At 50.7% G+C, this 14,005-nt stretch carries 10 protein-coding genes and 1 riboswitch; of the genes, 5 read left to right on the top strand and 5 right to left on the bottom strand.

Annotated features, from left to right (window positions below; all coding sequences use genetic code 11):
* Positions 1-13 precede the first annotated feature (13 nt).
* Positions 14-1,462: a carbon starvation protein A gene (locus ACIHKT_RS07395; RefSeq protein WP_404352235.1), complete on the top strand. Its 1,449-nt coding sequence runs from the start codon at positions 14-16 to the stop codon at positions 1,460-1,462.
* A 90-nt stretch (positions 1,463-1,552) separates the two neighbouring features.
* Here the strand turns inward: ACIHKT_RS07395 and ACIHKT_RS07390 are convergent, their stop codons facing one another.
* From ACIHKT_RS07390 to pta, 5 genes are all read right to left on the bottom strand, one after another.
* A complete protein-coding gene (locus tag ACIHKT_RS07390; protein WP_086036312.1) occupies positions 1,553-3,136 on the bottom strand; it encodes a hypothetical protein in 1,584 nt (527 codons plus the stop codon).
* Positions 3,126-3,839 (bottom strand): ABC transporter ATP-binding protein, encoded by a 714-nt coding sequence (locus ACIHKT_RS07385; protein ID WP_086036884.1) that lies wholly within the window; start codon positions 3,837-3,839, stop codon positions 3,126-3,128. Before ACIHKT_RS07385 ends, ACIHKT_RS07390 begins: the two co-directional genes overlap by 11 nt.
* A gap of 8 nt (positions 3,840-3,847) precedes the next feature.
* Positions 3,848-4,402, bottom strand: a complete 555-nt coding sequence (locus ACIHKT_RS07380) for a hypothetical protein (RefSeq protein WP_086036310.1) — start codon at positions 4,400-4,402, stop codon at positions 3,848-3,850.
* 179 nt (positions 4,403-4,581) lie between these two features.
* Positions 4,582-7,284 (bottom strand): magnesium-translocating P-type ATPase, encoded by a 2,703-nt coding sequence (gene mgtA / locus ACIHKT_RS07375; protein WP_086036308.1) that lies wholly within the window; start codon positions 7,282-7,284, stop codon positions 4,582-4,584.
* 310 nt (positions 7,285-7,594) lie between these two features.
* Positions 7,595-7,754, bottom strand: a riboswitch (M-box (ykoK) riboswitch).
* A gap of 170 nt (positions 7,755-7,924) precedes the next feature.
* Positions 7,925-8,899: a phosphate acetyltransferase gene (gene pta, locus ACIHKT_RS07370; RefSeq protein ID WP_086036304.1), complete on the bottom strand. Its 975-nt coding sequence runs from the start codon at positions 8,897-8,899 to the stop codon at positions 7,925-7,927.
* A 431-nt stretch (positions 8,900-9,330) separates the two neighbouring features.
* Between pta and ACIHKT_RS07365 the strand changes: the two genes are divergently transcribed.
* From ACIHKT_RS07365 to ACIHKT_RS07350, 4 genes are all read left to right on the top strand, one after another.
* Positions 9,331-10,371 carry a LacI family DNA-binding transcriptional regulator gene (locus ACIHKT_RS07365; protein WP_086036302.1) on the top strand — a complete coding sequence of 347 codons (1,041 nt, stop codon included), beginning with the start codon at positions 9,331-9,333 and terminating at the stop codon, positions 10,369-10,371.
* A gap of 378 nt (positions 10,372-10,749) precedes the next feature.
* Positions 10,750-12,081, top strand: coding sequence for an ABC transporter substrate-binding protein (locus ACIHKT_RS07360; RefSeq protein ID WP_404352231.1), 1,332 nt, complete (start codon positions 10,750-10,752; stop codon positions 12,079-12,081).
* 177 nt (positions 12,082-12,258) lie between these two features.
* Positions 12,259-13,104: a carbohydrate ABC transporter permease gene (locus ACIHKT_RS07355; RefSeq protein WP_086036300.1), complete on the top strand. Its 846-nt coding sequence runs from the start codon at positions 12,259-12,261 to the stop codon at positions 13,102-13,104.
* Positions 13,104-13,976, top strand: a complete 873-nt coding sequence (locus ACIHKT_RS07350) for a carbohydrate ABC transporter permease (protein WP_086036298.1) — start codon at positions 13,104-13,106, stop codon at positions 13,974-13,976. The genes ACIHKT_RS07355 and ACIHKT_RS07350 overlap by 1 nt, the downstream gene beginning before the upstream one ends.
* The last annotated feature ends 29 nt before the right edge of the window (positions 13,977-14,005 follow it).

Raw genomic sequence — 14,005 nt, 5'->3', positions numbered from 1 at the left:
GGAGGGAAAAAGTATGGTTTCTTTTTTTGTGGCACTGGCTCTGCTGGTTGTCGGCTACCTTACATACAGTAAAGTTGTCGATAAAGTTTTTCAGCCGCACCAATCGCCCACTCCATGCCAAGCACATCCGGATGGTGTTGATTTTGTTCCTATGAGCACCCCGCGTGCGTTTTTGGTCGAACTGCTGAATATAGCAGGTCTTGGCCCTATTTTCGGCGCTTTGGCGGGTTCCCTATGGGGACCGGTGGTGTACCTTTGGATTGTGTTTGGCACAATTTTCGCCGGCGGTGTGCACGACTTTTTAAGCGGCACACTGTCTATGCGGCAGGACGGCGCCTCCATTTCGGAAGTTGTCGGCCGGTACCTTGGCAAAGGAATGCTGCAGGTCATGCGTGTGTTCTCCGTTATCCTGCTGGTTCTCATTGGTGCCACATTTACTACCGGCCCAGCCGGCCTGTTTGCGGAACTGACACCGAACACACTGACTACGAAGTTCTGGGTTGTTGTTCTGCTGATTTATTATTTTCTGGCGACGATGTTCCCGGTAGATAAAATTATCGGGAAGATTTACCCGATTTTTGGTGTCATTCTCATTGCCATGTGCGTGGGCGTTATGGGCGGTGTTTTTGCCGGCGGCTATCCAATTCAGGAATTGACGCTGGCGAATCAGCACCCGGCAAAAACACCTATCTGGTCCATGATGTTTGTCACTGTGGCGTGCGGCGCGTGCTCCGGCTTCCACTCCACACAGGCACCAATCGTTGGCCGCTGCATTGACGACGAGCGCAAAAACCGTAAAATTTTCTACGGCGCCATGGTCGCTGAGGGCGTTATTGCGCTTATCTGGGCAACTGTTGGTGTTGCGTTCTACGGCGGCACAAAGGGACTGTATGATGCCGGCCTGGCTCTGCACAACAACCAGTCCGTTATGGTTTATAACATCGGCAAAGGTCTGCTGGGCCCAGTCGGTGTTATCCTGACGGTTATCGGCGTTGGCATCTGCCCAATCACTTCTGCAGATACCGCTTTCCGCAGCGCACGTTTGACAATCGCTGACTGGTTCCATATTGACCAGAAGAGCATTCCGGCTCGTCTGAAGATTTCCATTCCGCTGTTTGCAGTAGGCGCACTGCTTACACAGCTGGACTTTTCCGTTATTTGGCGCTACTTTTCCTATTCCAACCAGACGCTGGCCATGATTGTCCTTTGGACCGGCGCAGCGTATCTGTGCAAGTGGAAACCAGGTACTATGTATTCTCTGGTCGCAGCCATTCCGGCAACCTTTATGTCCGCGGTCACCGCTACTTATTTGTTTATGGCACCGGAATGCCTGCATCTTTCGACCGCGATTGCTTATCCGGCCGGAATTATCTTCGCGATTTTCTGTGTCATCCTTTACATTGTAAAGGGTGTTATTCCGAATATGAAACCGACTGACCGCCTCACCGGTACGCCGGCATAAAGCAAAGCGGACAAAAACACATAGAATCGCAATGCTAAAAAAGACACCGTCGCAGAATTCCTTTCTGCGGCGGTGCCTTTTTCGTAGAGCTTACTGCCACTGCAGCGGCAGGCGCAGCAGGTGATGGTATAATAGGCAGGTCAGCAGCAAAACGAGGACAGCTGTACCACCATAGATAAATGCAGCACTTCCCGAAAACGAGAATGTCAGCAGAATGGGCGGGAAAACAGCCAAAAAACCAATCAGCAGCGTAAACAGCATCGGCATTCCTTGTTTCACCGGCACCATTTCACTGGTCCAGTCAAACTGCGGGCGGGAAATGTCCAGCAGCAGACCGACCACTGCGATGAACAGCGAATAAATACACGGCAGCACAAAAGTAAAAATTGCCTGTACAGGCGGCAGGTGCAGACCAAACAGCAGCAGAAGGCCGCTGACAAAAACCGCCGGCAGCAAAATGGTCAGATTGACCGCTATTTTAGCACGGAAAACCACCTTTTGGGAAACCGGCGCGGAACAGGTAATCCACCGTGTCTTTCCTTCCAGTGAAACGGAAGCGGCGGTTGTACAGCTCATACAGACAAACATGGATGGAAGCAGCGGTGCCAACCGCCGCAGCCATACGGCAATGATTGGTATACCCGCCATAGACGCCACTTTTTCGGGCGAAAGGAACAGCAAAACAGCACTGAACAGAACAATGAGAATTGGCCCGGGCATGGTATTCAAAACATAAACCGGACAGGAAAAGTAACGATGCAGTTCCTTGTGGTAGAAAGCAGAGGTCGGCGAAAGGATTTTTCTCTTTTCTGCCTGTAAAACATTCTGCTGTCTGCCAGTGTGCTGGTTTTCCAGTGCAGCATGCAGGGCGGGGTAATTGTGTGTCAGTATGGATACAAGCAGGGCGGTGATGCCCGTGGATGCCAGTGCGAACAGCAGGTAAGCGCCCCAGTTTCCATTGTTTACTGCAAGTGCGTACCACGCCGCGGGCGGATAAATTTTTCCGGCAGCGCGCGAAACTGAAACCGCCGCAGCCTGCAGCTGTGTTCCGGGGTGGTCACTGCCGAGGAAGAAGAAAAGCCCAGCCATGATAGCGATAAACAACAGTAATCCAAGCAGAATGGACAATAGGTTTTTATGACGGGACCGTACAGAAGCCGCTGTTATAGCGGCGCTGAGGACAGCCCCGACTGCGGTGGGCAGCAAGGGCAGCAAAAACAGCGCCGGAATCAGCATCAGCCAATAGGAAATGTCTTTTCCGCCGGCCATACCGCAGACAATGCCTGCCGGCAGGAAAAAAGAAGTGCTGAACAAAAAGCTAATGCAGTAAATACTCAGCAGACGGCTTTGCACAACGGCACGAACAGAGACAGGCAGTGCCATGACCAAATCGTAGTCGCTGCAGGTAAACAAAGCCGGTCTGCTTTTTTGGAGCGTTGAAATCAGTGTAATCACAACGCAGATAACAGCGGTCAGCGGTGCAATGAGAGCGGCCATCTTTGCCAGCACAAGGCCCATTGCCAGTATGACACTGTAAAAAATGAGCAGCAGGGACAGAAAGCAGAGAATAGCGAACGATGACATTCCTTTTTTGACATGGGAATGCCGCATTTGGTTCCACCCCAGAAAGCCAAGCATCTGTACTTTCAGCAGTGTCAGGGTGTTATGATTCATGGCCGACCACCTCCAGGAAGACATCCTCCAAACTGCTGTTTCCGCGTACGTCTTCGGTTTTGCCACTGGCTATCAATTTTCCGTCCTTCAGAATGGCAATTTTGTTGCAGAGCTTTTCGGCAACTTCCAGTACATGAGTGGAAAAGAAAATGGCACTGCCGCCGGCACACAGCTCGTGCATCATGGCCTTTAGGTGATAGGAGGCTTCCGGGTCCAATCCGACAAACGGTTCGTCTAGTACCAGCAGTTTCGGTGTGTGCAGAAAAGTGGACAGTACGGCCAGTTTTTGCTTCATGCCGTGGGAATAAGAGGAGATAAGATCCCCAAGTACCGGCGTCAGCCCCAGTAAACTGCTGTACTTTCGAATGCGTTTCTGCCGCCGGTCGGCGGGCACACGAAAAATATCCCCGATAAAATCCAGATACTGAATGCCGGTCAAATACTCGTACAGGTCCGGATTGTCCGGAATATAGGCAGTTACGGATTTGCATAGGACCGGTTCTTCCCGTACAGAGTGGCCGTCAATCCGAATTTCGCCCGCATCGAAGGGCATGACGCCCACCACCGCGCGGATAGTCGTTGTTTTGCCGGCACCGTTTTGGCCGATAAAGCCATAAATATCGCCCGGTTCCACCGTCAAGTTCAGGTGGCCCACCGCCGTTTTTGTGCCAAAGCGTTTTGTCAGGTCTTGAATTTGCAGCATTGGTTTCATCATTGTGGTTTTCCCTCTTCCAGTTTTTTCGGCGGTGTTGCAATCACACCAATCGAGTGCATCTGCCGTCCGGGTGCGGGCTGGTTTTTCTGCATTTCCGTCAAAATTTCGCCGATTTTTTGCAGTACGGTGACTATCTCTTCGCGCGTTGCCCATACCGGACAAACTGTAAAGCTCAGCGCGTCCTGTGTGGGGTCCGCGTCTTCCCGCTCTGCATATTCACGAAATTCCTGCAGCAGGCCGGCCATATACTGCGTGAATAGGTACAGAAGTCCTTTGGCAGGGTCTTTTTTCAGAAGTGTTTCCCCCTCAGCCTGCAGGTCTATTTTTAGGGCATATACTTTTTCCACTGTGCCGCGTACAGGATTTTTAGCGATGACTTTCAGAATGCCGTCCTGGCACATTTGGTTTAGATACCGGTACAGCGTGGATTGTGAAATATCCCCCAGTACCGGCCGCAGCTGTTTGGCGGTAGCCTGTTTTTTGGTGTATATTTCCAACAGAAGCCGGCTTTTTGCCGGGTGAGTGAAGCACGCTATGAGCTTATCCAGCATTGCAGAGGTTCCTTTCATTGTCATTTTCATTATATTATCATGTGTGATAATATAATACAAGAGAGAATATAAGATTTTTCGGATGGCTTTTTGCAGGCACTTATATGGCTTTCCTGGACATTCGGACAGTAAAAAACCGCTCTGCTGGAGCTTTGCAGCAGAGCGGTTTTTATATCTTTTTATAATAGTTCACCGTACCGGCGGATATACAGTTTCTTTGCCGCGGTAGCTAGTACCATATAGGCTGCGACGAACAAAAGCAGCCACGGGAAATAGGCACCCGGCAGCGGCGTAAAGCCGAGAAACGAATGCAGCGGTGTGAAGGGGAGCAGGGTAACCAGCCCAATGCCGCAGGCGGTCATCAGCAGCAGTGGACGTGAGGCACAGCTTTGAATAAACGGAATTTTCGGTGTGCGAATCATGTGGATAACGGACGTCTGTGTCCACATGGATTCCACAAACCAGCCTGTCTGAAAGACCGAAACAAACAGGGCACGCATGGCGGGGTCTGTAATGGCGCGGTAAGACTGCCCACCGCAGACCGCTGGACAAAGGATAAAGTACAGCACAAGGTAGGTCGCGATATCAAAGACCGAGCTGGTCGGTCCCATCCAAACCATAAAGCGGCCAATCGAGGAGGCGTCCCATTTGCGCGGCTTTGCTAAGAACTCACGGTCTACATTGTCCCATGGAATTGCAATACAGGTAATGTCATACAGCAGGTTCAGAAGCAGCAGATGCTCCGGACGCATGGGCAGAAACGGAAGGAAAGCACTGGCAGCCAGCACGGAAAAAATATTGCCAAAGTTGGAGGAGGAGGACATCTTGATGTATTTCATCATGTTGCCGTAGGTCCGGCGGCCCTCCAGAATTCCTTCTTCCAGAATCATCAGGTCTTTTTCCAGCAGAATGACGTTGGCACTTTCTTTTGCAATATCCACAGCGGTATCGACTGAAATGCCAACGTCTGCGGCTTTCATAGCGGCGGCATCATTGATGCCGTCACCCATATAGCCAACGGTGTGGCCGTCCTCCCGCAGGACGCGCACAATGCGGGCCTTTTGGGTAGGGGAAAGCTTCGCAAAAATGGAGGTGTTTTCGGCACGCCGCTTCAGGTCGTCATCGGTCATTTGCTCCAGTTCCTCACCCAGCAGAATACGGTCTGCCGAAATTCCGACCTTGCGGCAGATGCAGCGGGTGACTTTGTCGTTGTCACCGGTCAGAACCTTGACCTGCACACCATATTTCTGCAGGGCACAAATGGCTTTAGCGGCGGTTTCCTTCGGCGGGTCCAGAAAAGCGAGGTAACCAATCAGCACCATGCCGCTTTCGTCCTGTACAGAGAAAGCGCCGACCGGAGAGGGGTTGGTTTTCTGTGCAACCGCAATCACGCGCATTCCCGCGTTGTTCAATTCGCCGACTTTGCCGCGCACCATTTCCTTTATATCTTCGGTCAGCGGAATGACCTGTCCCTTATATTCCGCATAAGAAGAAACAGAAAGCATTTCTTCTACGGCACCCTTGGTAATCATTTGTGTTTTACCGCTTTTGTTGGCAACTACAACACTCATGCGGCGGCGGTCAAAGTCAAAGGGAATTTCGTCCACTTTGATATAGCTGTCGGAAATGCCGTTCAGCAGGGGCGTGGTAGCTTCCAGTTCACGGGTGCGGTCAATGATGGCCAGGTCCATTAGGTTTTTCAGACCGGTCTGATAGTAGCTGTTTAAAAAACCGTGCCGCAGGACGCGCGCATCCTCTTTTCCTTCCAGGTTCAGATTGTATTCCAGGGCGACTTTGTCCTGTGTCAGGGTGCCGGTTTTATCGGTGCAGAGAATGTCTATGGAGCCGAGGTCCTGAATGGAATTTAGGTTTTTAATGATGACTTTCTTTTTGGACATAGACAAGGCGCCGCTTGCAAGGCAGGTGGTCACCAGCATGGGCAGCATTTCCGGTGTCAGGCCCACGGCAACCGAGATAGCAAACAACAGGGCGCTCATCCAGTTGCCTTTTGTAAAGCCATTGATAAACAATACAATGGGTACCATGACCAGCATAAAGCGAATGAGAATCCAAGAAACCGAGTCGATGCCTTTTTCAAAACTCGTTTTGGGCGGTTTTGCGGAAAGTTCCTTTGCCATGCTTCCCAGCATGGTTTGATTGCCGACGGCGCACACAATACCGCGTGCGGCACCGCTGATGACAGTGGTGCCCATTAGGGCGGCGTTGGGATTGTCGGTAACCGTTCCCTTTTCGTTTGTTTGGCACACATATTTTTCCACTGGTTCGCTTTCACCAGTCAGAGCGGACTGGCTGACGAACAGGTCTTTGGCGGCAGTAATGCGGATATCTGCTGGAATCATATCGCCGGCGCTCAGGTGAACAATATCACCAACCGCTACTTCGTCCAGCGGGATTTCACGGCTGCCGGTGTCAGAACGTTCCACACAGGTAGTGGTGCGAATCATTTCGGACAGTTTTTCGGCGGCGTTGCCGCTGCGCGTTTCCTGCACAAAGCGGATGATGCCGGAAAGCAGGATAATGGACAGAATAATAATGACGGTTGCCGGATTTTTCTGTCCGGGTGGTGGCAGAATAATATCCGTTACGGCAGAAACAATTACCAGCAGCAAAAGGATGCCCGTAAACGGGTCCGCGAAAGATTTAACAATGCGCAGCAGCAGCGGCGTCTTTTTGCCGTGGGTAACAATGTTGCTGCCGTAATCTTCCCGGGACTGGGCGGCCTGCTCTTCGGTCAGGCCGTGTGGGGTGGAGTGCAGCTGACAGCAGGCTTCTGCCGGGGTGTGCTGCACGGCGTATAGGAGCCGCTCGCTGACGGTATGTGTTTTTGTCGATGCGGTGCGGAGTTCCAATTTCTTTTTCATAGGGTCTGTACCTCCATTCTTTCTGTAGTGCTGAAAAAATGCATGGAAGTATGACACACTGGTTTGGGCAAAAAGGAACAAAGACCATTCAACCGGTTCCTGTTCCGCGGATGCAGAAAAACAGACCGCAAGGCGGTGGTTTTCTGTACCCGGTTCGCCCGCCAGGTTTTGTGCCGCTGCTACTTCCTGCGTCCATTCTTCTCACCTCCGAAAATAATTTATCAGCAGGATACGGTACCGGAAAATAATTGCCCGAAAAGCAAAAATCCCATACGGGAGCCCAAAGCACCTGTATGGGAAAAACTGCTGTTTCCGCACCGATGTTTGAGCTTTAGCTTTACAGGGCGATGAAACTGCATTATGTTATACCTTGTTGTCGATATAACCTGTTCAAACCTTCTCATAGTGTCTCCACCACTCCGCGGCAGCAGTCCGTATCCCTGTAGGAGCCTCACCTACCAGATATCGAATCCATACTATATTATAGGCAATGCACTGTTTTTGTCAATCCTTTTTTGTTTAGCTGCAGCTGTCGAAAAGGCAGAAAAGCAGAAACGGGCAGATGCCGTTTTCGGCTCTGTCCGTTTCTGCAGATTAAAGTCAGGGTATGTATGTTTGCAATCAGGCACCCCGTCTGTTTTTACAGCTGGGCTGCGGTGATAATTGCCATTTTGTAAACTTCCTCAGCATTGCAGCCGCGGGAGAGGTCGTTGATTGGTGCGTTCAGGCCGCCGAGGATTGGGCCCATTGCTTCAAAACCGCCAAGACGCTGAACCATCTTATAGGCAATATTGCCGGCGTCGATGTCCGGGAAGATATAAACGTTTGCTTTGCCGGAAATTTTGGAACCGGGAGCCTTCAGGGAAGCAACTTCCGGAACAACAGCGGCGTCGAACTGCAGCTCGCCGTCAGCCGGGAAGTCGGGGTTGGTAGCCAGCAGCTTTTCGGTAGCAGTGCGCATTTTGTCAACGCTTTCGCCCTTGCCGGAACCCTTTGTGCTGTAGGACAGCATAGCAACCTTCGGATCAATGCCGAACAGGCGGGCAGTTTCTACAGTGCCCTGCGCAATTTCCACCAGGTCGTCAGCGTTCGGTTCGATGTTGATGGCGCAGTCGCCCATGGCATAGGCTTCTTCTCCGCCTTTGCCGTCCGGACGGTCCAGAACGAAGCAGCTGGTTACGATTTTGTGGCCGGGCTTGCATTTGATAAGCTGCAGGGCCGGGCGCACGGTGTCAGCGGTGGAATAGGTTGCGCCGCCCAGCAGAGCGTCCGCATAGCCCATTTTTACGTACATGGTGCCGAAGTAGTTGGACTTTTTCAGATTGGCGCGGCAGGTAGCCTCATCCATTTTGCCGCGGCGCAGTTCGACCATCCGTGCCACCATTTTTTCAAAGTCCGGGAATGTGTCGATATCGACGATTTCAATGCCGTCAATGTCCAGGCTGGCCTTTTTTGCGGAGGCATTTACTTTGTCCGGGTTGCCGATAAGCACCGGAGTTAGGAAGCCTTCCTTTTTCAGGCGGCTGGCAGCTGTCAGAATACGGGGGTCCGGGCCTTCTGTAAAGACAATGCGGCGCGGATTTGCTTTCAGCGTTTCAATCATTTTTTCAAGCATGAATTTTTCGTCCTTCCATTTCAGATAATTTACAGTCTACTGAAGGCAGGCTGCGGTTCATCACATACAACTTTATTATACACCATACAGCAAAGAAAACAAAGGAAAAAGGAACAAATAGTCGAAAAAAATAAAGAATATTTTTGTCCTTTTTTCAATAAAAGTGTGAAAATTATGTCATACAGGCACTGCAAACCCCACAAGGGGTGGGACCATTGAAGGGAAAGTTTTGGCCTTATGGGGTACTTTGGCCGGCCTGCCGCCCGCAAGGTCACGGACAGCTGCAGGCATGCCTGTAAATCCTGCTGCTGGCAAGATTGACATGTGCTGTATAAGATGATACCATAAAAACAAATGCTATACTGCTGTTTTTGCACGATTTCTTTAAAAAACAGGCGGTACCGACAACAGGCAGACAGGAAGTAACGCTTATGAGTACACTGAGTATCAGAGATATTGCAAAAATGGCCGGTGTGTCAGTTACCACTGTATCCCGCGTCCTAAATAATTACCCGGACGTAAGCGAGGGAACAAAGCGGCGTGTACAGCGTGTCATTGCGGAATGTGACTACCAGCCGAACAATGCGGCCCGCAACCTGAAACGCACCCACAGCAATGCGGTCGGGCTGCTGATGGAAGGCAGCGCTACCCCATTTATTACGGACCTTTCCGACATTATAGAAGCAGAAATCAATGCGCACGGCTACACATTGGTACCACATCGTGTAACCAATGGCGTCAGCGGGGTGGATACGGCAGTACAGTTGGTTATGGAAAAGCGGCTGAAGGGCTTGATTATCTGCGGCGGCTATTTTATCCATTCGCTGGAGCAGCTGAAGCGCCTGCCGGTACCAGCGGTTTTCTGCACCACAACCCTCAGCGGCATTGACCACAGCACTTATTCCAGCGTGCACGTTGACGACCGGCAGGCCGCCATGGAGGCAGTCAATTATCTGGTTTCCATCGGGCACCGCGATATTGCAATCCTTGGCGGCATAGAGAACGATTCCGGCGGTGTTTCCGGCCAACGTCTAAGCGGTTACTATGATGCTCTGAAACAGCACCATATTCCACTGGACCCGACACTGGTGCGTTACGGTGGCCTGTTTACCATGCAGCGCGGCTATGATGCCACCTGTGAACTGCTGTCCGGCAGCCGGCAGCCCAGTGCTGTTTTCTGTGTGGCGGACTCACTGGCAGTGGGTGCCTGCAAGGCAATCTTCAATGCGGGCCTGCGTGTACCGCAGGATATTTCTGTTATGGGCTTCGATGGCACCGACATGGCCCGATTCTATGAGCCTTCCATTTGTACCGTGCGCCAGCCAAAAGAAAGCATTGCGAAAAAGACGGTGGAAGTTCTGATTAGTCTAATGGAGAAAAAAGGGCCGAACCGCCATATCATTTTTCCAACTGAAATCGTTACCGGAGGTTCCTGTGCATCTCCTGGGAATTCGGTGAAAAGTCATCAGTAAACGGCAAAATTCCATGAAAACAATTTGCACAGAACAAGGCGACTGCTTCGGCAGCCGCTTTGTTGCTTTTGAAGAATAAAGCGTCAATACAGACAAAAAGAATTTGTAATAAGAAAAGAATTTAAAAAAAATCACAAAAAATACTTGCATCTGCGGAAAAGCTGTGCTATAGTAGAGTCAATCCCGAAAACGTTTCCGAAACAGTTCACAAACATGCCGGATTGTGGCGGAAATAAAGAAAGCAGTCATGAAAGCAGGGAGAAATGGGAAACCTATTGGTTGTACGCGAAAAGGAGTGTGTGACAAAATGAGAAAGAGTGCAAAACGGATTTTTGCAGCGGTTCTGGCGGCTTCTCTGGCAGCCGTTTCCTTCGCCGGTTGCGGCGAAAGCACAAGTTCCTCTGCAGCGGGCGGCGCAGCGTCTGGTGCCTCCACAGCAGCGGGGCCGGCAAAGGGCAGGTTTATTACCTAAACTTTAAGCCGGAGCAGGCGGATCAGTTCAGCGCCATTGCAAAGGCCTACACCGAAAAAACCGGCGTGCAGGTAAAGGTACAGACAGCAGCATCCGGTACTTATGAGCAGACGCTGAAATCCGAAATGGCCAAGAGCGACGCACCGACCATTTTCATCTGCAACGGTCCGGTTGGCTACAAAACATGGGGCAGCTACTGTGCCGACCTTACCAATGCTGATATGACAAAGCACCTGACCGACAACTCCCTTGCACTAAAGGACGGCAGCAAGGTTGTTGGCCTGCCGCTGGCAGTAGAAGGCTATGGCATCATTTATAATCAGGCAATTATGGACAAATACTTTAAGCTTGACGGTGCCAAGGCCAAGAGCGTGGACGAAATCAACAACTTTGCAAAGCTCAAGGCTGTGGTTGAGGACATGACCGCGAAGAAGAGCAAGCTGGGCATTAAGGGCGTGTTTGCAAGCACTTCCCTGAAGAGCGGCGAAGATTGGCGCTGGCAGACACATCTGGCCAACGTACCGATTACCCATGAACTGCAGGATTCCAACATCAATGTGAACTCCAGCGTGAAAGAGATCCAGTTTAAGTATGCCAACGAATACAAAAACATCTTCGACCTCTACCTCAACAACTCTGTCACAGATAAGAAAATGCTGGGCAGCAAGAGCGTCGGCGATTCCACCGGTGAATTCGCACTTGGCCAGGCAGCCATGATGCAGAACGGCAACTGGGTATGGAGCGACATCGGCAAGGTGGACGGCAATGTGGTAGATAAGAACGACGTCAAGTTCCTGCCTATCTACACCGGCCATAGCGGTGAGGAAAAACAGGGCTTGTGCATCGGCACAGAAAACTTTGCCTGCATCAACAACAAGGCTTCCGCAGCTGACCAGAAGGCCTCTCAGGACTTCCTCAACTGGCTGTACACAGGCGAAGGCATGGACTATGTAACCAAGAACGCTACTGACGGCGGCCTCGGCTTCATTGCTCCATACGATACCTTTAAAGGCAAGTCCCCAGATGATCCGCTGGCAAAACAGGTTTCCGAGTGGCAGAACAAGTCCGGCATAAAGACCGTTCCGTGGGATTTCACCTGCTTCCCGAGCCAGAACTTTAAGAACAAGTTCGGCGCAGACCTGCTTTCCTATGCACAGGGCCAGAAATCTTGGGACGACGTGAAGAGTGACGTTGTAAAGACATGGAAGACAGAAGCGGCGGCCTCCACGCAGAGCTGAGTCTTTTTTCAGCGGCTGGCTGACTCAGCAGCTGGTCGGAATTGAAATAGTGGGTGCAGTTGCAGAAAACTCACTCACTATTTTTTTGTTCCAAATAGGTTTTTACTTCCATTCTATCCCCGATATATGGACTTATCATATAATCGTACTGAAAAATACTGAAGGAGGAATCCAGTTATGCAAAAAATGCTGCGCAAATACTGGGCGGTCTTTACATTGCCTACGTTTATTTGCTTCGCTATTGCGTTTCTCGTTCCGTTCGTCATGGGCTTAGGGCTTTCCTTTGCCAAGTTTACAACGGTGACAGACGCAAAATTTGCCGGCTTCTCAAATTATATCCGTGCTTTTTCCGGTGATGATACGTTCCTGCCGGCACTGGGCCGCACAGTCCTGTTTACCATTGCCACGGTCGTGTTGATTAACCTGTTCGCGTTTCTATTTGCGTTGCTTCTTACCCGCAAGATGCGCGGCACCAATGCGTTCCGCACCATTTTCTTCATGCCAAACCTTATCGGCGGCATTGTGCTGGGCTATATCTGGCAGCTCATTTTCAATGGCGTGCTGGCCCGCTATAATCTGACTTTGACCAGTGACGGCAAATACGGCATTTACGGACTGATTATCCTGATGTGCTGGCAGATGACCGGCTACATGATGGTTATTTACATCGCCGGTCTGCAGAACGTCAGCCCAGACCTGATTGAGGCAGCCGAGATAGACGGCGCCACATCATGGCAGACGCTGCTTCATGTGAAAATCCCCATGGTTATGCCAGCCATTACGATTTGCATGTTTATGACGCTGACCAATTCATTTAAGCTTTTTGACCAGAACCTCGCACTGACGAACGGCGCCCCGGGCAACGATTCCGCGCTGGTTGCGCTGGATATTTACAAAACCTTCTATAACCGTCCGGGCTATGAAGGTGTTGGTCAGGCAAAGGCAGTGGTGTTTGCAGCGATTCTGGCAGTCATCGCCATGCTGCAGCTGCGTGCTACCCGCAGTAAGGAGGTCGAGAACTGATGCTTAAAAAAAGAAAAACAGCAAATGTAATCATTACGATTCTGCTGATTGCCCTTTCATGTATGTTCATCGCGCCAATCCTGATTGTCCTGATGAACTCCTTTAAAGGAAAGCTGTTCATTTCGGACCAGCCATTTACATTTCCAACTTTTGCGAAGCAGGACCTCGGTGAAGCGGGCATTCAGCCAAAAACATTTGTCGGCTTTAAAAACTATATCAATGGCGTTGAAAAAATTCACTTCTTTGACGCACTGGGCCGGTCTGTATTCATCACGGTGTTTGCGGTCATTTTGATTGTTCTGTTTACTTCTATGACAGCGTGGTTTATCACGCGTGTGAAAAATCACTATACCAGCACGCTGTACTATTTGTTTGTGTTCTCTATGGTGATTCCGTTCCAGATGGTTATGTACGCGATGACGAAAGTGGCTGATGTGCTGCATCTGTCCAATCCGGTCGGCATTTTGGTATTATATCTGGGCTTCGGTGCAGGTATGTCCGTGTTTATGTTCTCTGGTTTTGTCAAGGGAGTTCCCATTGACATAGAAGAGGCGGCCACCATAGACGGCTGCAATCCGCTGCAGTGCTTCTTTAAGATTGTATTTCCAGTTATGAAGCCAACAGCGGTTACTGTCGCTATTCTGAACACCATGTGGGTGTGGAACGATTACCTGATGCCTTACCTTGTAATGGGCAAGGATTATCCGACCATTCCAATTGCCATTCAGTACCTGCAGGGCGGCTACGGCAGTATTGATATGGGTGCCATGATGGCCATGCTGATTCTCGCTGTTATTCCGATTATTATTTTCTACGCGCTATGCCAGAAATATATTATTGAAGGTGTTGTGGCCGGTGCCGTGAAAGGCTGAAAAATACCGCTGCCATGAAGAATGGACAG

Source organism: Caproicibacterium sp. XB2, assembly GCF_044880635.1.
GTDB lineage: Bacteria > Bacillota > Clostridia > Oscillospirales > Acutalibacteraceae > Caproicibacterium > Caproicibacterium lactatifermentans.
This window is presented reverse-complemented; position numbering and strand designations above follow the sequence as displayed.